Annotated in this window: 24 protein-coding genes; 7 read left to right on the top strand and 17 right to left on the bottom strand. The window is 64.6% G+C overall.

What is annotated here, in order from left to right:
* Window positions 1-2 precede the first annotated feature (2 nt).
* From Q8L25_RS23505 to araD, 9 genes are all read right to left on the bottom strand, one after another.
* Window positions 3-788 (bottom strand): SDR family oxidoreductase, encoded by a 786-nt coding sequence (locus tag Q8L25_RS23505; protein WP_308921707.1) that lies wholly within the window; start codon window positions 786-788, stop codon window positions 3-5.
* Window positions 785-1,717, bottom strand: coding sequence for an SMP-30/gluconolactonase/LRE family protein (locus Q8L25_RS23500; protein WP_308921706.1), 933 nt, complete (start codon window positions 1,715-1,717; stop codon window positions 785-787). Before Q8L25_RS23500 ends, Q8L25_RS23505 begins: the two co-directional genes overlap by 4 nt.
* The gene (locus Q8L25_RS23495) at window positions 1,710-2,597 is read right to left on the bottom strand and encodes an aldose 1-epimerase (RefSeq protein ID WP_308921705.1); all 888 of its coding nucleotides are present in this window, start codon (window positions 2,595-2,597) and stop codon (window positions 1,710-1,712) included. The genes Q8L25_RS23500 and Q8L25_RS23495 overlap by 8 nt, the downstream gene beginning before the upstream one ends.
* 3 nt (window positions 2,598-2,600) lie before the next feature.
* Window positions 2,601-3,431 (bottom strand): carbohydrate ABC transporter permease, encoded by an 831-nt coding sequence (locus tag Q8L25_RS23490; RefSeq protein WP_308921704.1) that lies wholly within the window; start codon window positions 3,429-3,431, stop codon window positions 2,601-2,603.
* On the bottom strand, window positions 3,428-4,342 hold the full coding sequence (locus Q8L25_RS23485; RefSeq protein ID WP_308921703.1) for a sugar ABC transporter permease: 915 nt from the start codon (window positions 4,340-4,342) through the stop codon (window positions 3,428-3,430). The genes Q8L25_RS23490 and Q8L25_RS23485 overlap by 4 nt, the downstream gene beginning before the upstream one ends.
* An 80-nt stretch (window positions 4,343-4,422) precedes the next feature.
* The gene (locus Q8L25_RS23480) at window positions 4,423-5,670 is read right to left on the bottom strand and encodes an ABC transporter substrate-binding protein (protein WP_308921702.1); all 1,248 of its coding nucleotides are present in this window, start codon (window positions 5,668-5,670) and stop codon (window positions 4,423-4,425) included.
* 43 nt (window positions 5,671-5,713) lie between these two features.
* Window positions 5,714-6,817 (bottom strand): sn-glycerol-3-phosphate ABC transporter ATP-binding protein UgpC, encoded by a 1,104-nt coding sequence (locus Q8L25_RS23475; RefSeq protein WP_308921701.1) that lies wholly within the window; start codon window positions 6,815-6,817, stop codon window positions 5,714-5,716.
* Between the two features lie 62 nt (window positions 6,818-6,879).
* On the bottom strand, window positions 6,880-7,692 hold the full coding sequence (locus tag Q8L25_RS23470) for an aldolase/citrate lyase family protein (protein ID WP_308921700.1): 813 nt from the start codon (window positions 7,690-7,692) through the stop codon (window positions 6,880-6,882).
* Window positions 7,693-7,735: 43 nt separating this feature from the next.
* Window positions 7,736-9,403 carry an L-arabinonate dehydratase gene (araD, locus tag Q8L25_RS23465; RefSeq protein WP_374694325.1) on the bottom strand — a complete coding sequence of 556 codons (1,668 nt, stop codon included), beginning with the start codon at window positions 9,401-9,403 and terminating at the stop codon, window positions 7,736-7,738.
* Window positions 9,404-9,757: 354 nt separating this feature from the next.
* On the opposite strand from araD, the gene Q8L25_RS23460 reads away from it, so the two are divergent.
* The 7 genes from Q8L25_RS23460 (at window position 9,758) to Q8L25_RS23430 (ending at window position 16,812) form a co-directional block, all read left to right on the top strand.
* Window positions 9,758-10,792 (top strand): LacI family DNA-binding transcriptional regulator, encoded by a 1,035-nt coding sequence (locus Q8L25_RS23460; protein WP_308921698.1) that lies wholly within the window; start codon window positions 9,758-9,760, stop codon window positions 10,790-10,792.
* 449 nt (window positions 10,793-11,241) lie between these two features.
* Window positions 11,242-12,831: a TrkA C-terminal domain-containing protein gene (locus Q8L25_RS23455; RefSeq protein WP_308921697.1), complete on the top strand. Its 1,590-nt coding sequence runs from the start codon at window positions 11,242-11,244 to the stop codon at window positions 12,829-12,831.
* Window positions 12,832-12,973: 142 nt separating this feature from the next.
* Window positions 12,974-14,164, top strand: coding sequence for an acyl-CoA dehydrogenase family protein (locus Q8L25_RS23450; protein ID WP_308921696.1), 1,191 nt, complete (start codon window positions 12,974-12,976; stop codon window positions 14,162-14,164).
* Between the two features lie 25 nt (window positions 14,165-14,189).
* Window positions 14,190-15,335 carry an acyl-CoA dehydrogenase family protein gene (locus tag Q8L25_RS23445; RefSeq protein WP_308921695.1) on the top strand — a complete coding sequence of 382 codons (1,146 nt, stop codon included), beginning with the start codon at window positions 14,190-14,192 and terminating at the stop codon, window positions 15,333-15,335.
* Window positions 15,332-15,814 carry a MaoC family dehydratase gene (locus Q8L25_RS23440; RefSeq protein WP_308921694.1) on the top strand — a complete coding sequence of 161 codons (483 nt, stop codon included), beginning with the start codon at window positions 15,332-15,334 and terminating at the stop codon, window positions 15,812-15,814. The genes Q8L25_RS23445 and Q8L25_RS23440 overlap by 4 nt, the downstream gene beginning before the upstream one ends.
* Window positions 15,807-16,262: a MaoC family dehydratase gene (locus tag Q8L25_RS23435; protein ID WP_308921693.1), complete on the top strand. Its 456-nt coding sequence runs from the start codon at window positions 15,807-15,809 to the stop codon at window positions 16,260-16,262. The genes Q8L25_RS23440 and Q8L25_RS23435 overlap by 8 nt, the downstream gene beginning before the upstream one ends.
* A gap of 82 nt (window positions 16,263-16,344) precedes the next feature.
* Window positions 16,345-16,812 (top strand): hypothetical protein, encoded by a 468-nt coding sequence (locus Q8L25_RS23430; protein ID WP_308921692.1) that lies wholly within the window; start codon window positions 16,345-16,347, stop codon window positions 16,810-16,812.
* Window positions 16,813-16,842: 30 nt separating this feature from the next.
* On the opposite strand, the gene Q8L25_RS23425 is transcribed toward Q8L25_RS23430, so the two are convergent.
* Genes Q8L25_RS23425 through Q8L25_RS23390 form a run of 8 tightly spaced genes read right to left on the bottom strand, consistent with a single transcriptional unit; the run spans window position 16,843 to window position 23,013 of the window.
* On the bottom strand, window positions 16,843-17,415 hold the full coding sequence (locus Q8L25_RS23425; RefSeq protein ID WP_308921691.1) for a prepilin-type N-terminal cleavage/methylation domain-containing protein: 573 nt from the start codon (window positions 17,413-17,415) through the stop codon (window positions 16,843-16,845).
* A gap of 57 nt (window positions 17,416-17,472) precedes the next feature.
* Window positions 17,473-18,207, bottom strand: a complete 735-nt coding sequence (locus Q8L25_RS23420) for a hypothetical protein (protein ID WP_308921690.1) — start codon at window positions 18,205-18,207, stop codon at window positions 17,473-17,475.
* Window positions 18,207-18,974 carry an ABC transporter permease gene (locus Q8L25_RS23415; RefSeq protein ID WP_308921689.1) on the bottom strand — a complete coding sequence of 256 codons (768 nt, stop codon included), beginning with the start codon at window positions 18,972-18,974 and terminating at the stop codon, window positions 18,207-18,209. The genes Q8L25_RS23420 and Q8L25_RS23415 overlap by 1 nt, the downstream gene beginning before the upstream one ends.
* The gene (locus Q8L25_RS23410) at window positions 18,974-19,687 is read right to left on the bottom strand and encodes a type II secretion system protein (protein WP_308921688.1); all 714 of its coding nucleotides are present in this window, start codon (window positions 19,685-19,687) and stop codon (window positions 18,974-18,976) included. The genes Q8L25_RS23415 and Q8L25_RS23410 overlap by 1 nt, the downstream gene beginning before the upstream one ends.
* Window positions 19,684-20,379 carry a hypothetical protein gene (locus Q8L25_RS23405; RefSeq protein ID WP_308921687.1) on the bottom strand — a complete coding sequence of 232 codons (696 nt, stop codon included), beginning with the start codon at window positions 20,377-20,379 and terminating at the stop codon, window positions 19,684-19,686. The genes Q8L25_RS23410 and Q8L25_RS23405 overlap by 4 nt, the downstream gene beginning before the upstream one ends.
* On the bottom strand, window positions 20,376-20,768 hold the full coding sequence (locus tag Q8L25_RS23400; protein WP_308921686.1) for a hypothetical protein: 393 nt from the start codon (window positions 20,766-20,768) through the stop codon (window positions 20,376-20,378). The genes Q8L25_RS23405 and Q8L25_RS23400 overlap by 4 nt, the downstream gene beginning before the upstream one ends.
* A complete protein-coding gene (locus Q8L25_RS23395; protein WP_308921685.1) occupies window positions 20,765-21,442 on the bottom strand; it encodes a hypothetical protein in 678 nt (225 codons plus the stop codon). Before Q8L25_RS23395 ends, Q8L25_RS23400 begins: the two co-directional genes overlap by 4 nt.
* Window positions 21,439-23,013: a hypothetical protein gene (locus Q8L25_RS23390; RefSeq protein ID WP_308921684.1), complete on the bottom strand. Its 1,575-nt coding sequence runs from the start codon at window positions 23,011-23,013 to the stop codon at window positions 21,439-21,441. Before Q8L25_RS23390 ends, Q8L25_RS23395 begins: the two co-directional genes overlap by 4 nt.

Below are 23,013 nucleotides of genomic sequence, written 5' to 3'. Positions count from 1 at the left end.
GGTCAGCCGGCGACCGATGTTTGCGCCAGTCCCGCATCGACGACGATATGCTGGCCGGTGATGCCGTTCGAATCGTCGGCCGCCAGGAACAGCGCCGTGCGCGCCACGTGGCCGGGATCGAGCCGGTACTTCAGGCATTGCAGTTCGATGAAACGCCGGTCTTCCTCGGGATCGCGCCACAGCTCGGCCTGGCGTTCGGTGACGATGGCGCCTGGCGCCAGCGCGTTGACGCGGATATTGTGCTCGCCCAGTTCGCGCGCCAGGGTGCGCGACAGGCCGGCGATGCCCGCCTTGGCCGTGGTGTAGCCGACCAGGTTGGGCCGCCCGCGCAGCCACGAAATCGAGCCGAGATTGATGATGGCGCCGCCGCCGGCCGCCGCCATGCCGGGCGCCACCTGCTGGATCGCGAACACATGGTGTTTCAAATTCAAGGCCAGGCAGTTGTCCCAGTAATCGGGCGTCAGTTCGGCCAGGGTGTGGCGGTCGTCGCGGCCCGCATTGTTGACCAGCACGCGGATAGCGCCGAAGCGCGCTTCCACCTCCGCCAGGCTGGCCTGGTAGGCGGGAATATCGCGGATATCGCTGTAGACAAAATGCGGCGCATGGCGCGACAAAGGCGCCAGGCGCGCAGAGAGAGCCTCGCTGGCCTCGCGGTCGATATCGCAGAAAGCGACCTGCGCGCCCTGCAGCGCGAAGTGCTCGACCAAAGATGCCCCGATGCCGGAGCCGCCGCCCGAGACAAAGACCACGCGGTCCTGCAGGCTGGGGTAGAGAGTGATGGTGTTCATGATGGTTCCTTGTGCGTATCCGCATCGCGGTACAGCGGTTCGGGGCGGCCCGCCACGTCCAGGCGCACGGCAAAGATGCCGCCGGCCTGGGGCTGGCGCGCCAGTTCTTCGTCAGCCGCGCCTTCGCGCGCGCTGGTGACATACAGGGTGCGCAGGTCGGCGCCGCCAAAGGCGACCATGGTCGGGCGCGCGACCGGTACGTGCACGATGCCGATAATCTCGCCCTGCGGCGAAAAACGCAGCACGCGTCCCCCTTCGTATTGGGCGCTCCAGTAGCAGCCTTCGGCATCGATCGCGGCGCCGTCCGGCCGGCCGCCATACACGGCTTCCTCGCCTTTCACCGGCAGGCGCGCGAACACGCTGCGCTCGCCCACCTGGCCGGTCGCGGCGTCGAAGCCGAAACGGTAGATCACGTGATTGGGCGTATCGGACTGGAACAACGACTGGCCATCCGACGCGAACGCCAGGCCGTTGCTCACTTTTACGCCCAGGCCATCCCGAGGGCCCCAGCCCGGCCGCACCGCGCCACGCTCCAGGCAGAACATGGCCGCCTGTTCGCTGGTGCGCGGCTGGTACATGGCGCCGGCCCAGAAGCGGCCCGACGCATCGCAGCGGCCGTCGTTAAAGCGCATGTTGGTGGTGTCATACGGCGCGCCGGCCAGCTTGTGCAAACGCGACTGCTCGGGATAAAAACGGTAGAAGCCGTCGCGCAGGGCCGCCACCAGGCCGCCGCCGTCCGCCAGCGCGATGCAGCCCGGCTCGCACGGCATCCACCAGAGGCGATCGAGGCTTGTTGCCGGGTCGTAGCGGTGCAGGCGGCGCCCGGCGATATCGATCCAGTACAGGCACTGCTCGGCCACGCTCCACAACGGGCATTCGGCCAGTTCGGCGCGCGCGTCGAGCACCAGTGTGGCTTGCCATTCACGCATGCTGCACCTCCTCGACGGCGAGGACCATGGCGATCGACAGGCTCTCGCCGGGCGCCAGCAGGCGCATGCCGGTGTCCCGGGCGCCGCGCGCGGCCAGCGCAAACGCGTCATTCGCCTGCGTGACCGGTTCGATGGCAATAAAATTGCGTTCATCGTTCGGCGCAAAGCACACCAGATGGCGGCAGTTGTCGCTGGCCGACATGCGCAGCACGTAGTCCGGGTAGTGCAGGCTGGCTTCACCGCGCCAGCCGCTGTAACAGTCGTCCGCCTGCCAGCCGGCCACCGGCTGCGGCGTTGCAAAGGGAGCGCTTTGCGGCTGCGGCGCCAGGTCCAAAGGCAGGCGGTCGCCGCCGGCGCGCCAGAGGCCGTCCCACTGCGTTGCCAGCCGCAGGCCGGGCGTCAGCGGAAAGTAGGGGTGGAATCCCAGGCCGGCCGGCATGGCGCGCGTGTCGTCGTTGGTGACCGACAGGCTCAATCGCAAGCCGGCGTCATCCAGCGCCACGGTCTGCCGCACCGTGCAGGCATACGGCCAGTCGGCGTCGGCCGCGTGCGCCAGGAACAGTTCGGCGCTGTCGCTGGTGTGGTTTGCCACCTGCCAGGCGCGCTGCCAGCCGAAGCCGTGGATGCTGTGCGGCTCGGGCGCGAAGTTGGCGCGCAGGGTGTGGTGTTGCTCGGGCGCGTGCAGCACCGCGTGGCCGATGCGGTTCGAATACGGCGCCAGCGGATAGCAGGCCATCTGCCGCACCGAGGCGCCGGCGGGCGCCGGGCGCAGCAGCTCGCGCCCACGCCAGCGCCAGCCGGCCAGCGCGCCGCCTGTCGCCGGCCGCAGTTCGGCGCGGCTGTCGCCGTGCACCAGCACGATGGAAGAAGGGTGATCCATGCATTACCCCTTCAAGCCGCCCGAGGTCAGGCCGCTGACGACCTTTTCCTGGAAGATCACGATCAGCACGACGATGGGCACGATGGCCACCACCAGCGCCGCCGAAATGATCGGCCACGGGAAGGCGAACTCGCCCTGGTACAGCTGGATGCCGACCGGCAGGGTGCGGTAGGCCACGGCCGAATTCATCGACAGCGCCAGCAGGAATTCATCCCAGGAGTTCACGAACGCCAGGATGGCGGCCGTCGCCACGCCCGGTGCGGCCAGCGGCAGCACGATGCGCCACAGGGCGCTGATGCGGGTGCAGCCGTCGAGCATGGCCGCGTTTTCGATATCGCGCGGAATATCCTGGAAAAAGCTGACCATCATCAGGGTGCAGATCGGCAGGTTGAGCACCGTGTAGGGCAGCACCAGCGCCCAGTACGAATTCAACAAGCCCAGGCTGCGCATGATCTCGAACAGCGGCACCATCAGGGTCACCAGCGGGAACATCGACACGCCGATAATGGCGGTGAGGATCAGGCCACGGAAACGCAGGCGCAGGCGGGCGATCGCATACGCGGCCAGCGCGCTGATGAACAGGCTGAGCAGGGTCGACAGGCCGGCCACGATCAGGCTGTTGGTGAGGAACGTCAGCAGCGGCTGGTCCTGGAAGGCCGAGATGAAATTGGCGATGGTCGGTTCGTGCGGCCAGTAGGTGATCGGCTTTTGCGTCAGTTCGCTCTCGGTTTTCAGCGAGGTAAACAAGATCCACAGGGCGGGGAAGACGCCGTTCAGGATGACGATCGCGGCGGCGAACCAGCGCAGGCGCTTCGATGAAAACAGGCCGCTCATTCTTTGTCTCCTCTGACATATTTCAAGTACACGAACGTGGTGGCCATCGACAGCAGGAACATGAAGACGGCCAGGGTCGAGCCATAGCCCACGTCGAGGTAGTCGACGGTATTGGACTGGATATACATGGCCAGGGTCTTGGTCTCGTCGCCAGGGCCGGGCATGTTGTAGGGAATGTCGAACGACTGGATGGCCGTCAGGGTGCGGAAGATCAGCGCCACCAGCATCGACGGCACCAGGAGCGGCAGGGTCACTTCCGTGAATTGCTTCCACTTGCTGGCGCCATCCACTTCGGCCGCTTCATAGAGCGAGGCGGGGATGGTCTGCAGGCCGGCGAGCAAAATCAGCGCCATGAACGACGAGGTTTTCCAGATGGTGGTGATGCAGATGGCGGCCATCGTCAGCGCCGGCGAATTGAACCAGATCTGCGGCTGCCAGCCCAGGGCCGGGAACAGCAGGTCGATGCGGCGGATGATGTCGTTCACCAGGCCGTATTCGCTGTGGAAGAACCACGCGAAGATCAGGCCGACAAAGGCCAGCGGCAGCGCCCACGGCAGCAGCAGCGCCAGGCGCACCGGCCAGCGGTATTTGAACGGCATATTGGCCAGCATGGCCAGGCCCAGGCCCGCCACCAGCGCGCCGGGCACCGTCACCACCGTGATGATGAGGGTGTTTTTCAGCGACTTCCAGAACAGGCTGTCTTCCAGCGCCAGCTTGTAGTTGTCCAGCCCGACAAAGGCGGGCAAGCCGCCGCCGGACAGGCGGATATCGAAAAAGCTGTTGTAGATCAGTTTGCTGACCGGGTAGGCCACGATCAGCAGTAAAAAGAGAATCGCCGGCGTCAGCAGGACCCAGGCCAGCGTGGTTTCGCTGGGGTCCGTGATGCGGCTTTTCAGGGTGCGTTGCCTCATGTTTTCCTCGACTGTTGCGGTGCGTATGCGTGTCCAATGTCCAGCCCGGGCCGTATTGATGGCGGCCCGGCTGGAGCCGGTTAGCGCAGGATGCGCTTGACCCGGTTTTCGATCTCGGCCACGCCGGCCGCCGGGGTTTTCACGCCCGCCATCACCGCATTGGTATTGACGCGGATCGCTTCCGACACTTCGCTGTAGCGCGGCGTGACGGGGCGCGAGCGGGCGCTTTGCACCACCGGCAGCGCATCGGCGAACCAGCCATTGACGGCCAGCACTTCCTTGTCCTGGTAGACCGACGGATAGACGGGCAGGTTGGACGCCTTCAGCGCCAGCTGTTTCGATACTTCGGGGCTGGACAGCCAGCGCACCAGCTTGGCCGACGCTTCCTTGTTTTTCGAGTACGAGGACACGGCCCACTGCCAGCCGCCGATGCAGGAAGCCGGTTTGCCGCCCGCCATGGCCGGCAGGCTGACCACGCCGACCTTGTCCTTGACGCCGCTGTCGCCTTCCTGAAAGTGGTTCCAGGCATAGCCCCAGTTGACGGCGAACAGCACATTGCCGGCCTGGAATTCTTTGCGCGTGTCGTCGGTGGCCACTTCGGCGATATTCTTTTTCGCCACGCCCTGGTCGACCAGCTTGCGCCACATGGCCAGGCCCGCTTCGGCCTTGGGCTTGTCCAGGCTCAGCTTGCCATTGGTGATCAGCTCGCCGCCCTGGCTCCAGTACGGCAGCAGGAAGGTGCAGACGGCGCCTTCAATGGCCTTGCCCTGGAAGCTGATGCCCTGCAGTTCAGGATTCTTTTCGCCGGCCTGGATGGTGCGCGCCACGGTGGCCAGCTCATCCCAGGTTTTCGGCGGCGACAGCTTGTATTTGGCCAGCAAGTCCTTGCGGTAGTACAGGAACATGGCGTCGGCAAATGCGGGCAGGGCGACGACCTTGTTGTCGACCATATTGGCCTGCTTGTAGGCGGGCAGGTACTGGCCCATGATCTTGTCGCGGTCGGCGCCCAGGTATTTGTCCAGGCTTTCGATCCAGCCGGCCGAGGCGTACTGGGCAGGGCGGATGATGTCGATCAGGAACACGTCCAGGGTCGAGTCGCCGGCCGACAGCACCGTGTTCAGGTATTTCTGTTGCAATTCCGAGGTGGCGCCGCCCGTTTCCAGGTCGATCTTGACGCCGGGATTGGCGGCCATGAACTTGGCGAACAGTTCGCGCATGACTTCGGGACGCTCCTGGCCGCCGACAAAGACCTTCACGGTTTGCGCGTGGGCGGCGGTGGCCAGAACAAAAGTGGCGCCGAGCGCCAGCACGAGGGATTTGATACGCATGGTTGTGTCTCCTGTTGAGTTTGTATGCCGGACTGTGCCGAGCTTATTTTGATGGCAGCACCGCGCCGCCCTGCGGGTCGAACAGATGGAATTTTTCCATGTCCAGGTGTACCGTTACCTGCTGGCCGGGCGCCAGCGCAAAGGTGGGCGGCAAACGGGCCGTCAGCTCGCCGCCCTGGCACTGGAAGATCACCAGGGTTTCGGCGCCCAGCGGCTCGACCACCACCACGGTGGCCGTCAGCGGCGCGCTGGCCGGGCCGGCCGCGTCGAGCGTGATGTCTTCCGGGCGGATGCCGAATTCCACTTGCCGGCCGTCGAGCTTGCCACAAGCGGCTTGCGCGGCGGGCGGCAGGTCCAGGCGCGCCGTGCCCAGCACGATTTCTGCCTGGCCATCGCTGCCGCGCGCGACCTTTGCTCCAAGAAAATTCATCGGCGGCGACCCCGTGAAACCGGCGACGAATTTCGACACCGGTTCGTTGTAGATCTGGTCTGGCGTGCCGACCTGCATGATCTTGCCGCCCGACAGCACCACGATGCGCTCGGCCAGGGTCATGGCCTCGACCTGGTCATGCGTGACATAAATGGTGGTGGCGCCGATGCGCTGGTGCAGCTTCTTGATTTCCGTGCGCATTTCCGAACGCAGCAGGGCGTCCAGATTCGACAGCGGTTCGTCGAACAGGAACAGCCGCGCCTGGCGCACGATGGCGCGGCCCATGGCCACGCGCTGGCGCTGGCCGCCGGACAGGGCGCGCGGTTTGCGGTCCAGCAAGTGCTCGATCTTCAGAATGGCGGCGGCGGCCCGCACGCGCTGCTCGATTTCCGCCTTCGGAAAATTGCGCAGTTTCAAACCAAAACCGAGGTTGTCGAACACGGATTTATGCGGGTACAGCGCATAGTCCTGGAACACCATGGCGATGTCGCGTTCGCGCGGCGGCAGGTCGTTCACCACCTGGCCCTCGATCGAGATGGTGCCGCCGGTGATCGATTCCAGGCCCGCCACCATGCGCATCAGCGTCGATTTGCCGCAGCCCGAGGGGCCCACAAAGACGACGAATTCGCCCTTCTTGATTTCCAGGTCGATGCCATGAATGACTTCGACGCCGTTGTCATATTTTTTGACAACCTTTTCCAGTTTTACACCTGACATGCTCGTCTCCAAAGAATGCGAATGACGCGTCTGAGCGCGCTCCATATGCTGTTGCAAAAAAATCAGTACACGCCCGTCTCGACGGTTTTCGCCAATGACGGTTTGAGTGCCGCGATAAAGGCATTCGCCTGGCGCATCATCATGCCCAGGTCCGAGGCGACGGCGACAAAGTCGTAGCCGTAGCCGATAAAGGTTTGCAGCATTTCCGGCGTGGGGCCGACGATGCCGATCGGCTTGCCGATGGCGCGTGCGCGCCGCGCCGCGTCGGCAATCGCCGCCTGCACCTCCGGGTGGCCGATATTGCCGATATGGCCCATATTGGCCGACAGGTCGCCCGGCCCCACGAACAGGGCGTCGACGCCTTCCACGCTGGCGATCTCTTCCAATTGTGCCAGCGCGGCCGGGGTTTCCAGCTGAATGATGGAAAACACGGCATCGTTGGCGCGCGCCGCATAGCCGGCCACGGTGCCATAGCGGCTGGCGCGGTGCACGGCGGCAAAACCACGCGTGCCGGGTACGGCCTGGCCCGGCATCGGGTAGCGGGTGGCGGCCACGGCGCTGCGCGCCTCCTCCGCGTTTTCCACGAACGGGAACATCAATGTCTGGGCGCCGATATCGAGCGCGCGCTTGATCTGCACCAGGTCGTTCCAGGCCAGGCGCACCACGGGAGCGGCCGGCGTGCCGCCCAGCGCCTGCAGGATCTGGTAGGCGTCCTGGTAGTCGATGGGCACGTGTTCCATGTCCAGCACCAGCCAGTCGAAGCCGGCGCAGCCCATGGCTTCGGCCGTGACGGGCGTGCCGGCCATCAGCCAACTGCCCAGCGGTACCGTGTGGTCCGCCAGCAGGGCGCGGAAGGGGTTGTTCAATATATCCATGGTGATCCTGTGCTCTCTCTATATATATGTAGTAAGGCGGCAATCAGAAAATCGGCGGCTCGGGCGTGGCCGCATTGCCCAGCAGGAAGTCGAGGTCGCAGCCCTGGTCGGCCTGGGTCACGTGCTCCATGTACAGCCGCGTATAGCCGCGCGCATATTTCTGCGCCGGCGGCAGCCATGCGGCGCGGCGGCGCGCCAGTTCCTCTTCCGGCACGTCCATGTTCAGGCTGCGCGCGGCGATGTCCAGGACTATCATGTCGCCGTTGCGCACCAGGGCCAGCGGGCCGCCGACGGCCGCTTCGGGCGTGACGTGCAGCACGCAGGTGCCGTAGTGGGTGCCGCTCATGCGCGCGTCGGAAATGCGCACCATGTCGCGCACGCCTTGCTGCAGCAGTTTTTTCGGCACCGGCAGATTGCCCCACTCCGGCATGCCGGGCGCGCCGATCGGGCCGCCGTTGCGCAGGATCAGCACCGTGTTTTCATCGATGTCGAGGTCGGGCGCGTGGATCTGCGCCAGCATCTCGGCGTTCGAATCGAACACCAGCGCGCGGCCACGGTGTTTGGCAAATTTCGGATTGGCGGCCGACGGCTTGATCACGGCGCCGCCCGGGCACAGGTTGCCGCGCAAGACGGCCAGCGCCGCGCCATCGGCCACCGGCTGCGACACCTTGCGGATCACGCTGTCGTCCAGGCAGACGGCGTCGGCGATATTGTCGCCCAGGCTGCGGCCGGTGACGGTCAGCGCCGACAAATCCAGCTGGGGCGTGATTTCCTTGAGCAGGGCCGGCATGCCGCCCGCATAGAAAAAATCCTCCATCAGTTTGTCGCCGGACGGGAACAGGTTGGCGATCACCGGCACCTTGTGCGCCATCGCATCCATTTCCTCGAGCGACAGCGTCATGCCGGCGCGTCCGGCAATCGCGATCAGGTGGATCGCCGCATTGGTCGAGCCACCGAGCGCCATATAGGCCGCCACGCCGTTCGACAGCGAAGCACGGGTGAAAAAGCGCGACGGCTTCAGGTCTTCCCACACCATGCCGACGATGCGCTCGCCGCATTGCGAGGCCATGCGCACATGGTTGGCGTCCATCGCCGGGATGCTGGTCGCGCCGGGCAAGGTAAAACCCATGGCTTCGACGATGGACGTCATGGTCGAGGCCGTGCCCATGGTGTTGCAGGTGCCGGGCGAGCGCGTCATCTTCGCTTCGAGCTTGATCCACTCGGGTTTGGCGATGTCGCCGGCCACGTAGTCGTCCCAGAATTTCTTGGTATGCGTGCCCGCGCCCACGCTCTGGCCACGGTAGCGGTCGTTGAGCATGGGGCCGGCGGGGCAGAAGATGGCGGGAATATCCATGCTGATGGCCCCCATCAGCATGCCCGGCGTGGTCTTGTCGCAGCCGCCCAGCAGCACCGCGCCGTCGATCGGCAGCGAGCGCAGCAGCTCTTCCGTTTCCATCGCCAGGAAGTTGCGGTAGATCATGGTGGTCGGCTTGACCATCACTTCGCCCAGCGACAGGGCCGGCAGTTCGACCGGAAAGCCGCCGGCCAGCAGGATGCCGCGCTTGACGGCTTCGGCCCGCTCGCGCAGATGCGAATGGCAGGGCGACAGGTCGCTCCAGGTGTTGATGATGGCGATCACGGGGCGGTCGAGGAATTCTTCGCGGCGCAAGCCCATTTGCTGCAGGCGCTGGCGGTGGGCGAACGAACGCATGTCGTCGGGGGCCAGCCAGCGCTGGCTGCGCAGCGATTCCAGCGTGCGGCGGGAGGTGGCGGAGCTCAATGTGTGTCCTTTATCGTGTGCCTGGCCAGCTGCGTATGGCTGTCCAGTGGCGCTGTCTCGGGTCTTGCATGTCGTCTTTGTTAGCGCTAACATTGCAAGCACAGCGAAATATAATTTGAATCGATCCCCGTTGTCAACCGATTTAATGACGCTACAATGCGCGCCGTGTGCCGCCGCAAGCACACTGGCATTACACTATCGGCATGATTTCTTTTAACTAATTTCCATATGGGAATTTATGCACATGCAAAACCCGGCGCTCACACGCCAGAGCAGGCAGTACCCATGAACGATCCCGTACGCAAGCGCCGCGGCCTGGGCCGCAGCACCGTGTTCGACGTGGCCAAGCTGGCGCAGACGTCGGCCATTTCCGTCTCGCGCTACTTCAAGGAACCGGACCGCGTGTCGCAGGAAACGCGCGAGCGCATCAAGAGCGCCATCGACCAGCTCGGCTATATCCGCAACGAGGCGGCCGGCGGCCTGGCGTCCACGCAAGGGCGCATCGTCGGCGCCATCGTGCCCAGCGTGTCGAATTCCATCTTTGCCGAAACCATCCAGGGCCTGTCGACAACCTTGTCGAAACATAATTACCAGTTGTTGTTGGCAACCCACGATTACTCGGTCGAAACGGAAGAAAAAGTGGTGCGCGCCTTTCTCGGCTGGTCGCCGCGCGCGCTGGTGCTGACAGGCGCCGATCATAGCGCCGCCACCGAAACCCTGCTGGCCGGCCTGCACATCCCCGTGATCGAAACCTGGGACGTGCGCCCCGAGCGGCCGTATCCGCAGATCGGCTTTTCGCACCGGGCCACCGGGCGCGACATGACCTTGTACCTGCATGGCCGGGGCTACCGCAACATCGTCTATGTCGACAGCGGCATCGGCAGCGACTTCCGCGCCCGCAAGCGGGCCGAGGGCTATGAGGAAACCATGCGCGAACTGGGCCTGGCGCCACGGATCGTGCAAGCCATCGCCATTGCGCCGCTGGACGCGGGCGCGGAAGTGTTCAGCGCGCAGATGGCGCGCGCCGACCGGCCCGATGCCTTGTTTTTTGCCAACGACAATATGGCCGCCGGTGCCATCTACGAGGCGGCGCGCGCCGGCATCCGCATTCCCGAGCAGTGCGCGGTGGCCGGCTTTGGCGACTTTCCGTTTTCCGAAAAACTCACGCCCGCGCTGACCACCATCCGCGTGCCGCGCTACGACATCGGCTGCCTCGCGGCGCAAGCGATTCTATTGCGGCTGGGCGAGCTGGAAGAGGGCAGCGCCCCGCTGGCGCCGGAGCCCTTGCAGTACGAACTGATCGCGCGCGCCAGCGCTTGATGCGGCTCAAAAACAGATATAGGTTTTGCATATCGACATCATAGGAAAAGATGATTGGCTAAATATGCTGCGATGCGGCATCATTCACCTGTCTCCTCTACTTCCTCACAGGAATTAGATTCAGCCCGCTCCCGCAGCGGGCTTTTTTTTGCCCGGCGTGATGTGACGGCATGGCCTGATTGTCCAGATTATCGTTCTGCCTGCCCCCAATATAGCTTGCTGTTCAGATATAGATAATTCATATTTCTATCATCACAACTGATCATTGGCATTGCGTGCTGCGATGCGGCATCATTCACCTGTCTCCTCTAACTCCTCACAGGAATTAGATTCAGCCCGCTCCCGCAGCGGGCTTTTTTTTGGCCATTTTTTCGCCGCTTGCCAAGCTGGCATTGCCAGGCTTGCATGAGTGCTACACTGCTAACTTTTAACCGTGAGGAACTGCCAAGATGATGGAATTGCTGCGTCATACGCTGGAATCGACGCCTATCCTGGCGCTGTTCCTGGTGATCGGCCTGGGCTATGCGCTGGGGCGTGTCAGCGTGTTCGGTTTTTCGCTGGGCGTCGGTGGCGTGCTGTTTGCGGGGCTGGCGCTGGGCGCGTTTGCGCCGGGCTCGGTGCCGCCGCCTATCGTCGGCTCGATCGGCCTGCTGCTGTTCCTGTACGGCATCGGCGTGCAGTATGGCACGCAGTTTTTTGCGGGCTTGCGTGGTGCGGGGCAGAAACATAACCTGATCGCCTTCGTCGCCGTGATGGGCGGGTTGGCCGTGTCGATCTGGGGCGGGCAGTGGATCGATATTTCCATCCGCATGGCCAGCGGCGTGTTCGCCGGCGCCATGACCAGCACGGCCGCGCTGCAGGCTGCGCTGGAAGCGTCGCATGGCAACCGCGATGCGGCTGTCGGCTACGCGGTGGCGTATCCGTTCGGCGTGGTCGGCCCCATGCTGGGCCTGTACCTGGCCGGTCGCGTACTGAAACCCGTGCTGGCGCCGCCGCCGGTGCCGATCATCGTCTCCGAAATCGCCATCGACCGCGATGCGCTGGCGGGCGCCACCTTGTCCGAGCTGGCCGACGGCCCGCTGGCCGGCGTACAGGTGATCGGCGTGCGCCATGGGCACCAGAACAGCTTGCCAGATCCCGGCCTGGTGATCGGTGCCGGCGACGCGCTGATGGTGGCCGGCACGGTGGCTGGGGTCGACGCCGCGCGCGCCGCGCTCGGCCATCTGGACCCGGGGCGGCTGATGAAGGACAGGCGCGACTACGACGGCATCGAAGTGTTCGTTTCGGACGCCGAAATCGTCGGCGTGCCGCTCGGTGAATTGAACCTGTTCAAGGATTTTCCCGCCAGGCTCGCGTTTATCCGCCGTGGCGACGCCATGATATTGCCGCAGCCCTTTTTGACGCTGGAATTTGGCGACCGGGTAACGGTCATCGCGCCGGCCAGCCATGCGGCGGACGTGCGCAAGCTGTTCGGCAATTCGATCACGGCCACGGCCGAGTTCAGCTATGTCTCGCTGGGCATGGGCATGGTGCTCGGTGTGCTGCTGGGCCTTGTGCCGATACCCTTGCCATGGATAGGCTCGTTCAGCCTGGGCCTGGCGGGCGGGCCGCTGGTGATGGCGCTGATCCTGGGACGGCTGGGCCGTGTCGGCAAGGTCAGCTGGCGCTTGCCGCTGTCGGCCAACCTGGTCATGCGCAACTATGGCCTGACGATCTTCCTGGCCTCGGTCGGCATGGCGTCCGGCTTGCCCTTCCTGCAGCAGGCCGGCGCCGACGGCTTGCCGATGCTGGCACTGGGCGCCGTCACGGTGCTGGTGGTGGTGGCGCTCGTGGTGTTGCTGGGCAAGTTCTTCCTGCGCCTGCCGTTTCCTGAGTTGCTGGGCATCGCCGCCGGCGCCACCGGCAACCCGGCCGTGCTGGTGTTTGCCAACCGCCTGGCCAAGTCCGACCGGCCCAACCTGGGCTATGCCATGATCTTTCCCAGCATGACCATCGTCAAGATCATCGCCGTGCAGATCCTGCTGCATCTGTACGGTTAAGTGCTCCTCGCGCCGGCGGCCTGAAAACCGCTGGCGCCGCGCACATTCTGTTGTACAATCCTTGAGAACGGTCGTGCTTTTTTGTGCGCTGAGCTCTCTTGCGCGCACACACCATGCGACTGATAACAAGGAGGAGACAGACATGGATTTGAATTATTCAAGCGACGAGACGGCGTTTCGCGACACGGTGCGCGCCTTTCTCGACAGCCACTTGCCAGCGGACCTGCAGCGCAAGGTGCGCGGCCACCTGCGGCTCACCAAGGATGACTATGTGCGCTGGCACAAGATCGTCGCGCAGCAAGGCTGGGCCGCGCCGGCCTGGCCGGTCGAACATGGCGGCACCGGCTGGACGTCCGTGCAGCGTCATATCTGGGAAGACGAATGCGCGCGCGCCGCCACGCCACCGATTTTGCCGTTCGGCATCAACATGGTGGCGCCCGTCATCATGGCGTTTGCCACCGAAGCACAAAAAGCCCATTATTTGCCACGCATCCTCAACTGTGACGACTGGTGGTGCCAGGGCTATTCCGAGCCGGGCGCCGGCTCCGACCTGGCCTCATTGAAAACCACGGCCGTGCGCGATGGCGACGACTATATCGTCAACGGCCAAAAAACCTGGACCACCCTGGGCCAGCACGCCGACATGATCTTCTGCCTGGTGCGCACGGATACGGGCGTGCGCAAGCAGGAAGGCATCAGTTTCTTGCTGATCGACATGAAAACGCCCGGCATTACCGTGCGCCCCATTATCATGCTCGACGAAGACCACGAGATCAACGAAGTGTTTTTCGACAATGTGCGCGTGCCGGTGAGCAACCTGGTGGGCCAGGAAAACCGTGGCTGGACCTACGCCAAGTATCTGCTGGGCCATGAGCGCACCGGCATTGCCGCCGTGGGCCGTTCGAAGCGCGAACTGGCCTTTCTGAAGCAACTGGCGATGCAGCAACTGAAAAAGGGCGAACCGCTGCTGCGCGACCCGGCCTTCGCGGCAAAGGTGGCCGATATGGAAATCGAACTGATGGCGCTGGAAATGACGGTGCTGCGCGTGATCAGCGAAGAGGGCAAGGGACCGGGCCCGCAGGCCTCGATGCTGAAGGTGCGCGGCTCGGAAATCCAGCAGCAGCTGACGGAACTGATGGTCGAGGCGCTGGGGCCGCAAGCGCTGCCCTTCGATCCCGCCTATCTCGATGGTGAACAGGAGCACAGCGCGGCAGGCAATGACCTGGCGGCGCCGCTGGCGGCCTATTACTTCAATTACCGCAAGACGTCGATCTATGGCGGCTCGAACGAAATTCAAAAAAATATCATCACGCAGATGATCCTGGGCCTGTAAGGCAGACAAGGCAAAAGGAGACGACATGGACTTTACTTTCAACCAGGAACAGCAGCAGTTCGCCGATGCGCTGCGGCGCTGGGCCGACAAGGATTACCGCTTCGACGCGCGCCAGGCGATCATTCATTCCGACAGCGGCACCTCGGACGCCGCCTGGGCCACATTGACGGAATTGGGCATGACGGCCTTGCCGCTGCCGGGCGGGCAGGGCGGCTTTGACGGCACGGCCGTCGACATGCTGCTGGTGATGCAGGAACTGGGCCGCGCGCTGGTGGTCGAGCCGTACTTTGCCACCGTGTTCGGCGCGCAATTTCTGAAACTGGCCGGCGGCCATGAGGCTGTGCTGGAGCAGGTAGCGCAAGGCGGCGTCAAGCTTGCCTGCGCGCTCGGCGAAGCGCAGTCGCGCCACGACTTGCACGATATCGCCACCACGGCCACCGGCGGCGGCGACGGCTTTGTACTGGACGGCACGAAAACCGTGGTGATCCATGGCGCGCAGGCAAATTATCTGATCGTCTCGGCACGCAGCGCGGGCGAGCAGCGCGATACGGAGGGCATTTCGCTGTTCCTGGTGCCGAGTGACGCGCCCGGCGTCAGCATGCGCGACTACCGCACCATCGACGGCCAGCGCGCCGCCACCGTGACCCTGGTGCAAGTGGTGCTGGGCGGCGATGCGCTGATCGGCGACGCTGGCAAGGGCTGGGAGCCGCTCGATGCGGCCACCGACTACGGCACGACGCTGTTGTGCGCGGAAGCGGTGGGCGCGATGGACGCCATCTTCGCGGCCACCCTGGAGTACCTGAAAACGCGCCAGCAGTTCGGCGCGCCGATCGGCAAGTTCCAGGCTCTGCAGCACCGCATGGCCGACATGTTCATCCACCTGGAGCAAGCACGTTCGATGGCCATGCTGGCGGCCGCCAAGGTCGATACCGCAGAGCCCGTGGAACGGCGCCGCATCGTCTCGGCCGCCAAGGCCAGGGTGGGGCAGGCGGCGACGTTTGTCGGCCAGCAAGCCGTCCAATTACATGGCGGCATGGGCGTGACCGACGAAGTGCCTGCCGCCCACCACTTCAAGCGCCTGACCATGATCGGCTTGACCCTCGGCGACGCCGGGCATCATGTCGAGCGCTTTATCGCCCAGCCGGGCTTCCTGCCATCGGAGCATGCATGACTGTGACTACCCCAAAACACTGGTACTTCGAGGACTTCACGGCCGGCCTGGAAATCGACCTGGGCCAGCGCCATGTGACGGAAGACGAAATTATCGCCTTCGCCACGGATTTCGACCCGCAACCGTTTCATATCGACCATGAAGCGGCGGCACAGACCATCTTCAAGGGCGTGATCGCCAGTGGCTGGCATACCTGCAGCATGATGATGAGGCTGGTGGTCGACAATCTGCTGAAACACTCGTCCAGCATGGGTTCGCCTGGCCTGGACAGCATCCGCTGGCTCAAACCCGTGCGCGCCGGCGACACCCTGAACCTCACTTACCAGGTCAAGGAAGTGCGCCCCTCGACCTCCAAGCCCGACCGCGGCATCGTCATTTCCGTCTGGTGCGTCAGCAACCAGCATGGCGAAGTGGTGACCACCGTCGAAGGCATGGGCATGTTCGGCCGCCGTCCCGCCGGGGAGCTGGCTGATGCGTGATATCGACGGCATCGCCGGCTTCCGGGCGCTTTCCGGCCAGCATGTGGCCATTTCCGAATGGATCACCATTACCCAGCAGCGCATCGACACCTTTGCCGACGCCACCGACGACCATCAGTGGATCCATGTCGATACCGAGCGCTGCGCGAAGGAGTCGCCGTACGGCTGCACCGTGGCGCACGGCTTTCTGACGCTATCGCTGTTGCCGGCCATGCTGCAGAACGCCCTGCACATGGCCGGCATCCGCATGGCCATCAACTACGGCCTGAACAAGGTGCGCTTTCCCGCGCCGGTGCCGGTCGGCAGCCGCTTGCGGGCACGGCTCGATATTCTGTCTGTGGAGGAATTGGCCGAAGGCGCCCAGGTAAACTGGGCGGTGACCATGGAGCGGGAAGGGGATGCCAAGCCAGTCTGCGTGGCGGAGTTTTTGATGCGCTGCCATGCGTGATCCGAATTTCATTACCTCCTTGATGAACCGGCGGTAATGCTGTCAAGTCAATCGATTCAAGTTTGCCGTCAAGGATTTACTCATGTCATTTCAAGAAGATGCTTTGATTGAAAGTAGAAAAGCGGATTTCGGGCAGTTCTATCAGGAACTCTTGCCTGCGCTGGTGGAGTTTATTGATGGGATTGGCATCAAGCCCGCTCACACCGTACTGACCCAGGCTGACCAATACCTTCCTTATTTGGAACTTGCGCTGCGAGAAATGACGGTTGCCGAGGAGGACAGGTCCTGGCTGTTGACACGCATGATGTACTTTATTGGCGAATATTTCGCCCAGAAGCATGGTGGCTGCTGGTATGTTAACGATATCCCCGGGTCGCGTTTTTCTGGCCGTTATGTCGTCGGGAAATTTGCTGGATTCAGTAATCAGAATCTGATGGTTGATCCGGCTGAAGTCGCCCAGGCATATGTCGATACTGCCGTGCCCCGGCAACTGTCTCCATTGCTGTCCGAGGTGGAAGCAGGATTGAACGCAATCGCGAGTTCAGGTTAATGCCGCAAGAAACCGGGACAGCGCCCCGTTTCAGAAGAACACCGCCGTACGCGGGATAATCGCCCCCGTATTGCCGTACGGTTGGGTTGCCCGCACGGAACCCGTGGTGGCGATGCCATCGTCGAGCTTGCTGTCGATCTGTTCGGCATAGCCTTCGGGCAGGTTGTCGAAGCGGATACCGTTGCCGGCGCGGCCGGCCACTTCGTCGTTGTACAGGTAGACGGCGCCGCCCTGGGCGCTGGTCATGAACTGGCTGGTGCCGTTGAATGAGCCGGTAATGAAACCACCGAGTGCCAGGTGCTGGGGCGCCAGCGTGAATTCGCGCGGCTGTCCGTCGCCGATCTGGCCGTCGCCATTGCCGTTGCCGGCCGAGTTCGGTACGTGCAGGGTGCCTTGCAGGTCGTCGCCGGGCAGGGCGCGGAATTTATCCTGGTAGGCGTTGACGGCGGCCGTCAGCGAGTTCGATTGCTGGATGATGTTCTTGACCTTGGCGCTGTCGATCAGGCCCTGGCCTTTCAGTACGCCGCCCAGCAGCAGGCCGATGATGACCAGGACGATGGCGATTTCTACGAGCGTGAAGCCTTGCTGGCGGCGTGGTGGCATGGGGTGATCCTTGTCGTTGCGCCATCCGGTCGTGTGTCGGGTGGCTGATGGTGAAGTTTACTGTAAATGCGTGTTACCGGGAATCGCGTGTTTCTTTTTTGCCGCAATCTCGTCGAGTTTGCGGGCCATGAAAGCCAGCTCGTGCGGATCGGTGATCTGCCCGCTGGCGATCAGGCCGCCCAGGACGATTTGCGCGCTGTCGAACTGGTCCATGTCTTCCAGAATAAAGGCCTCCATCTGCCGCACCCAGGCCGGCACGTCAGGGCCGGTGGCTTGCCGCCGCAGCTGTCGCGCCAGGCTCAAGGCCAGCGGCATGTCGTGCAGCTGGTGTTTGGCGACCAGGGCGGCTTGCGCCATGGCAGGCCAGCGGCGCGCCGGGTCCAGCGCAAAGCTGGCGCTGACAAAGGCCAGCATGCGGCGCGCGCGGACCGGATCGGCCACGGCCGCATAGATTTCGCTGGCGGCCACCAGCGCGTAGCGGCTGCGTGGGTCGAGTGTTTGCGCCGTGTCCAGCCAGAGCGCCAGATGGTCGTAGTCAAGCGCGCGCCAGGGCAGGCTGACGCCGTCCTGGTCTTCAAACGATTGCAGATACAGCAGCATGGCTTTCGACATTGCCAGCGGTTCGCCCAGGCTGGCCAGCCGCGCCATGGCGGCGGAGGGGGGCGGCGGCAAGGGTCGCGCCTGCGGCGGCGCGGTCCGCTGCGCCAGCTGCCAGCCCAGTTGCAGCAGCAGGGCGAGGACCAGGGCCAGCCACAGTGATCGCGGCACGGATGACAGCGGCTTTTGCTGCATCAAAAACTCTTGCGATAAAAGTCGCACAAGGCGCAGGCGGCCAGCAGGCCGACATAGATCGCCGTCTGCGCGGCCACCAGGCCCAGCGCCTGCCAGTCGCCAGTGGCGTACAGCAGCCATTCACTGCGCGTGAAATGGTCGAGATTGGGCAGCAGCAGGGCCAGCGTATCGATGGCATACGCGATGGCTTGCCGGCTGCCATCGTGCGCGGCGGTGCTGCCATGCGCCAGCAATTGCAGGCTGCCCACGCTGCGCGCCAGCACATAGAAGCCGCCGCTGGCGGCCAGGGCCGGCAGCGCATGCGGCAAGCCCAGCGCGCACAGCAGGCTGAAGGCGGCCATGATCCACAGTTCACCGAGCAGGGAAACCGCCCACAGCGCGCTTTGCGCGGGCGCCGCCCACATGCACGTCAGCAGGCCGAACAGCAGCGCAGGCAGCAGGGCCAGCGCGCCAAAGCCGGCCAGCTTGCCCAGCACATACACGGCGCGCGGCATGGGCAGCGCCAGCAACAGTTCCTGGCCCTTGTCGGCCGCTTCGCGCGCCAGGCTGGTGACGACAAAGCCGACCAGCAGGAACACGGCCACCGGGCGCAGCAGGGCCGACACGATGGCCGCCTGCGTGGCGCCGCTTTCCGTCAGCGCCAATTGCTGCAGGAAACCGGCCAGCGCCAGCGCGGCGGCGGCGGCCAGCACGAACAGCCAGGGCAGGCGGCTGCGCAAGGCTTCCACCAGCGTGTAGCGCGCGATAAGCAGGCCGGGGCGCCACATCAGCGCGGCAACCTTTGCGCGGCCACCATGCGGTTGAACAGGATATTGGGCGACAGCCAGGTAACGATATCGTCATAGCTGCCGCCGGCCTGCTGGCCGTCGCTGGCGGCACGGCTGATATAGATATTGTTGCTCACCGCATTGCTGCGCTCGTCGACATTATTTCCCTGCGCGCCAGCCTGGCGCTGGCCCTGTTCGCTGATGGCGCCAAGGCCGTTTTTGCCATGCGACATGATCATCGCGGGAATATCATTCAGTGCGGTAGCTTGCACCAGCGCGCCGCCGTTGCGCGTGACGATGCTGATGTCGCGCGGCGTGTTGAGGGCAAACAATTGCTCGCTGTCGCTGAAGGCCGGCGTCACGCTGTAGCGGAACAGATTGTTCCAGCTGTCGCTCTTGCGCAAGCCCAGGGTGGCCCACGGCAGGATGCCGGCCCGCTTTTCGCCATTGCAGCGCGCGCCTCGCCGGTCTTCCAGGCCGTTCATGCTTGATACCGCCGGGCAGGGCAGGTAACCGTGCAGCAAGGCGAAACCGGTCAGCGCCTCTTTCGCTTCATCGAGCGCCTTTTGTGTCTCGGCCACCTTGCGCTGTTCGAATTGCACTGCCAAGGGTGTGACGAGGCCGCCTATCATCAGGCCGACGATCACCAGCACGATGGCGATTTCGATCAGGCTGAAGCCGGCCTGCCGGCGTGGCGAGGCGAGATGCTTCATGGCAGGGTCCGCGCCGCGCGCATGCGCTGGTATAGCGCAGGCAAGGTGATCCAGGCCAGCAGGTCATCGACGCTGTTTCCCGTGACAAACGACGTGCTGGCAAGCTCATTGGCCGCCTCGTCGACATTGCCGCGCAAGGTGGGCGCCAGCCTGGTGCCGCTGGCCGCCGTGCCGTAGCCTTCCTTGCCTTGTGAAAAGACGATGGCGGGCAGGCATTGTGCGCTGACATCGCATTGTTCCTGGCCTGCCACATACGCCAGGCCACCGTCCGCCTTGCGCTGCAGAACCACCCGGTTGGCCACGGCGGAGACCGAGGCGATGGGCGCACGCGACATTTCCGGCGTCACGCTGTAGCGCACGACCTTGCCCCAGGCATCGAGGCCCGGCACGCCCAGCGCCACCCAAGGTAAAAAACCGCTGCAGTCGGCGTCGCTGGCGCACTCGGCCGGCCGCTCGCGGCCATCGGTGGCCGAAGTGGCCGGGCGCGGCAGGCGGCCATTGGCGGCGGCAAAGCCGGTCAAGGCGTCGCGCGCCTGCGCCAGGATGGCCAGCGTGCGCTGCTGGCGCTGGCTTTCCGCGCCATTGCGGCTGAAAGCGTTCATCAACAGCGACGCCGCGCCCAGGCCCAGCACGGCCACCAGCAACAGCAGGGCTGCGCCGCCTTGCGTTTTGAGAGTGCTCCTGTGCATCATGGCCGCGTTTCCATGACGGTGCCGCTGGCCGCATCATATTGCTGGCCCGGTTTCAGTACCACCACCTGGCCATTGCTCAGGCGCAAGGTCAGCTGGCCGGCGCCAGAGACCTGGTTATGTGGCTCTTGCTGCGGCGTCTGGTTCAGCCAGACGGTTGAACGGCCGCTGCTGCGCTGGACCAGGCCATTGAGTTCCATCGGCGGGCCGGGTGGTGGGGGCGGAGGCGGCGATGGCGGCGCCTGTGCCGTCCCGGCCGGTGGCGTGCCACTGCGGCTGGCGTCGAGCTGGGCCCTTTCTTCGGGCGAGGAAAACAGCCGTCCCAGCTGGGGCGGCTGCGCCTGGGCAAGGGCCGTCACGGCGCAGCAGGCGATGAGCAAGGTGCGTTTCATGGCAGCCCCGGCACGGCAAGCGGGCGGTCACCGAGGGTCAGCCACAGCAGGCTGCAATCGGCGCTCAGGCTGGCGGTCTGGCCGGTGCTGGCGGCGCCGCCGCGCTTGAGCGCGCAGTCCTGCACGGCAAAATAGCCGGACTGACGCAAGTCGTCAAAAAAGTTCAGCAAATCCATTTCGTGCAGCAAATCCATGTGGAGCTGCATTTTACTGCCACGCAACTGGTACTGGCCCATGGTCAGGGGCGAGGGTACCTTGAGCACCTGCTGGGCGCTGATCTCATAGCTGAGCGGCAGCAGATGGCGGCGCTGCTGGCTCAGCCTTATCGCATCGATCCAGGCCAGGCGGTTTTCCTCGCCGATCAGGCCGCGTTGCCGCAGCGCCTGGAAGCGCGGTGCAAAGGCGCGGATTTCCAGTTTTTCCGTTTCAACCTGGTTGAAGCGGGCGGCGGCGGCCCGGCGTTCTTTTTGCGCCAGGTCCAGCCGCAAGGCTTGCCGGTCGCGGTAATCGCTGGCCAGGTGCAAGGCGAGCAGGCTGAGCACCACGGTGGCCACGCAGCACAGCAGGGCGCGCCGTACCAGATGCAGTTCGCCCAGCCACGGCGGCAAGGGGCGCGTGGTGGCGGCGGGCTTTTTCATGCCCGGCGTAAATGGCGGCTTCATGGAGGCGCTCATGGCTGCCACACCAGCAGCACGGTGAAGCGGGCCTGGGCGTCTTGCGCCGGCGACTCGCTCTTGCCGGAAAGGGTCGCGCTGGGGCGCAGGTCCAGCGGCGCTTCCTCGATCGCCACCACCAGGCGCGGATGGCGCGCCAGCGCTTGCGCAAACGCCGTGATGGCGGCCAAGGCGCCACGGTAATCATTGCCCGGCATATCGACATCGGCCTCCAGGCGCAGCGCCTGCGGCGGCGCGGCCGGGATGCCGGCGTCAACGCTGGTGGGCACCGGCCCCTTGCCCTGGCCGGCCTGGTTTTGCGGTGGCGGCTGCGAGCCGCTGCCGCGGGCCGGTGGCGGACCCGCGTTCCAGTGCAGCTGGGCCAGCCTGACTTGCGGCGCCTGGTCGAGCGCGGCGCTCAGCATGGCCAGCAAGCGGCCCGGCTCGGGCGCCTGGCTGGCGATCATGTGTTCCAGGGTCACGGCGGCCTTCATGTTCTGGGTTTTCGCCGGCGCCGGCGGCAGGCTGGCCATCACGTTACGGTAGCGCTGCTGGTAGGATGCGGTTTCCTGCCGCAATTGCGCCATGCCGGCTTCGTCGTCCAGCCCGCCCAGCAGCATGGCGGCGCACCATAGCAGGGCCGAGGCGCCGATCAGCAGGCTGGAGCCATACAGGGCCTTGCGCGCGCGCTGGTAGTGGTAGTAGCGGGCAAGCGGGCCGGGCGGATAATGGCTGGCGGGTGGATGTTTCGCCAGCAGGGTCAGCAGCAATTGGTCGGCCAGCTGTGGCGTATGCGGCAGGCCCACGCGCTCGCTGGCGAACTGCATGTCGATAAAGTGATACGCCACTTCCACGCCGTTATCGCACAGCAATTCCAGCTTGGCGATCTGCGCCTGCGGCGCCAGGATCACGGTGTTGAGCACGTCGCCGCGCTCCAGCATGCGCGTGCTGGTGAGAAACTGCCGGGTTTTTTCCGTCTCCAGCGCAATATTGACGGCCACGCCGTCGAGCGCGATGGCCGCGGTCTGGCGCGAAAAGCGCAGCTGGCCGCCTTCATAATAGCTTTGCCGCAAGCCGCCCGACTGTTGCGTCACCAGCAGCAAATGGCCATGCGCGAGCGCCAGCTGTTTCACCAGCGCGATACTGAGCAGGCTGGCCGAATACAGGCCCGCCACCGGCACCTGCAACTGTTCCAGCAGCGCCGTCCACGTTTGCAGCAGGGAAGGATTGGTCAATGCAAAGAAAAGCATCTGGTCATCCTGGCGGCCGGCGCTGTCGCGGCCCAGCACGGTGCTGCCCCGGTACGGCGTGTCGCGGTACAGCTGGCTTAGCCGGCGCGCCAGCAGGGCGCGGCCGGCCTTGCCGCGCACATGGGGCAGCAGCTGGCGCTGGAAGTCTTCCTCGATCAGGTCGACCAGCAGATAGGCGGGCACGTCCAGGCGCTGTTCAAGCGGGTCTTCCAGCCAGGCGGCAAACGCCTCCAGCCCTGCCGCGCTCGCTTCAAATGCCTGGCCCGCGCCCAGCTCGCCGTGGCGCCAGTCGTAGGCGCACAGATGGTCGCTGGTGATATAAAACAGTTGTTTGCGGAACAA

The organism is Janthinobacterium sp. J1-1, from assembly GCF_030944405.1.
In the GTDB taxonomy this organism is placed as follows: domain Bacteria; phylum Pseudomonadota; class Gammaproteobacteria; order Burkholderiales; family Burkholderiaceae_D; genus Janthinobacterium.
The sequence above is the reverse complement of the archived record's forward strand: the minus strand, read 5'-3'. Positions and strand labels throughout refer to the sequence as shown.

Excerpts from the sequence above, each read along its gene's own strand:
- Q8L25_RS23505 (WP_308921707.1), bottom strand. The coding sequence starts at position 788 with ATGAACACCATCACTCTCTACCCCAGCCTGCAGGACCGCGTGGTCTTT.
- Q8L25_RS23500 (WP_308921706.1), bottom strand. The coding sequence starts at position 1,717 with ATGCGTGAATGGCAAGCCACACTGGTGCTCGACGCGCGCGCCGAACTG.
- Q8L25_RS23495 (WP_308921705.1), bottom strand. The coding sequence starts at position 2,597 with ATGGATCACCCTTCTTCCATCGTGCTGGTGCACGGCGACAGCCGCGCC.
- Q8L25_RS23490 (WP_308921704.1), bottom strand. The coding sequence starts at position 3,431 with ATGAGCGGCCTGTTTTCATCGAAGCGCCTGCGCTGGTTCGCCGCCGCG.
- Q8L25_RS23485 (WP_308921703.1), bottom strand. The coding sequence starts at position 4,342 with ATGAGGCAACGCACCCTGAAAAGCCGCATCACGGACCCCAGCGAAACC.
- Q8L25_RS23480 (WP_308921702.1), bottom strand. The coding sequence starts at position 5,670 with ATGCGTATCAAATCCCTCGTGCTGGCGCTCGGCGCCACTTTTGTTCTG.
- Q8L25_RS23475 (WP_308921701.1), bottom strand. The coding sequence starts at position 6,817 with ATGTCAGGTGTAAAACTGGAAAAGGTTGTCAAAAAATATGACAACGGC.
- Q8L25_RS23470 (WP_308921700.1), bottom strand. The coding sequence starts at position 7,692 with ATGGATATATTGAACAACCCCTTCCGCGCCCTGCTGGCGGACCACACG.
- araD (WP_374694325.1), bottom strand. The coding sequence starts at position 9,403 with ATGCGTTCGTTCGCCCACCGCCAGCGCCTGCAGCAAATGGGCTTGCGC.
- Q8L25_RS23460 (WP_308921698.1), top strand. The coding sequence starts at position 9,758 with ATGAACGATCCCGTACGCAAGCGCCGCGGCCTGGGCCGCAGCACCGTG.
- Q8L25_RS23455 (WP_308921697.1), top strand. The coding sequence starts at position 11,242 with ATGATGGAATTGCTGCGTCATACGCTGGAATCGACGCCTATCCTGGCG.
- Q8L25_RS23450 (WP_308921696.1), top strand. The coding sequence starts at position 12,974 with ATGGATTTGAATTATTCAAGCGACGAGACGGCGTTTCGCGACACGGTG.
- Q8L25_RS23445 (WP_308921695.1), top strand. The coding sequence starts at position 14,190 with ATGGACTTTACTTTCAACCAGGAACAGCAGCAGTTCGCCGATGCGCTG.
- Q8L25_RS23440 (WP_308921694.1), top strand. The coding sequence starts at position 15,332 with ATGACTGTGACTACCCCAAAACACTGGTACTTCGAGGACTTCACGGCC.
- Q8L25_RS23435 (WP_308921693.1), top strand. The coding sequence starts at position 15,807 with ATGCGTGATATCGACGGCATCGCCGGCTTCCGGGCGCTTTCCGGCCAG.
- Q8L25_RS23430 (WP_308921692.1), top strand. The coding sequence starts at position 16,345 with ATGTCATTTCAAGAAGATGCTTTGATTGAAAGTAGAAAAGCGGATTTC.
- Q8L25_RS23425 (WP_308921691.1), bottom strand. The coding sequence starts at position 17,415 with ATGCCACCACGCCGCCAGCAAGGCTTCACGCTCGTAGAAATCGCCATC.
- Q8L25_RS23420 (WP_308921690.1), bottom strand. The coding sequence starts at position 18,207 with ATGCAGCAAAAGCCGCTGTCATCCGTGCCGCGATCACTGTGGCTGGCC.
- Q8L25_RS23415 (WP_308921689.1), bottom strand. The coding sequence starts at position 18,974 with ATGTGGCGCCCCGGCCTGCTTATCGCGCGCTACACGCTGGTGGAAGCC.
- Q8L25_RS23410 (WP_308921688.1), bottom strand. The coding sequence starts at position 19,687 with ATGAAGCATCTCGCCTCGCCACGCCGGCAGGCCGGCTTCAGCCTGATC.
- Q8L25_RS23405 (WP_308921687.1), bottom strand. The coding sequence starts at position 20,379 with ATGATGCACAGGAGCACTCTCAAAACGCAAGGCGGCGCAGCCCTGCTG.
- Q8L25_RS23400 (WP_308921686.1), bottom strand. The coding sequence starts at position 20,768 with ATGAAACGCACCTTGCTCATCGCCTGCTGCGCCGTGACGGCCCTTGCC.
- Q8L25_RS23395 (WP_308921685.1), bottom strand. The coding sequence starts at position 21,442 with ATGAGCGCCTCCATGAAGCCGCCATTTACGCCGGGCATGAAAAAGCCC.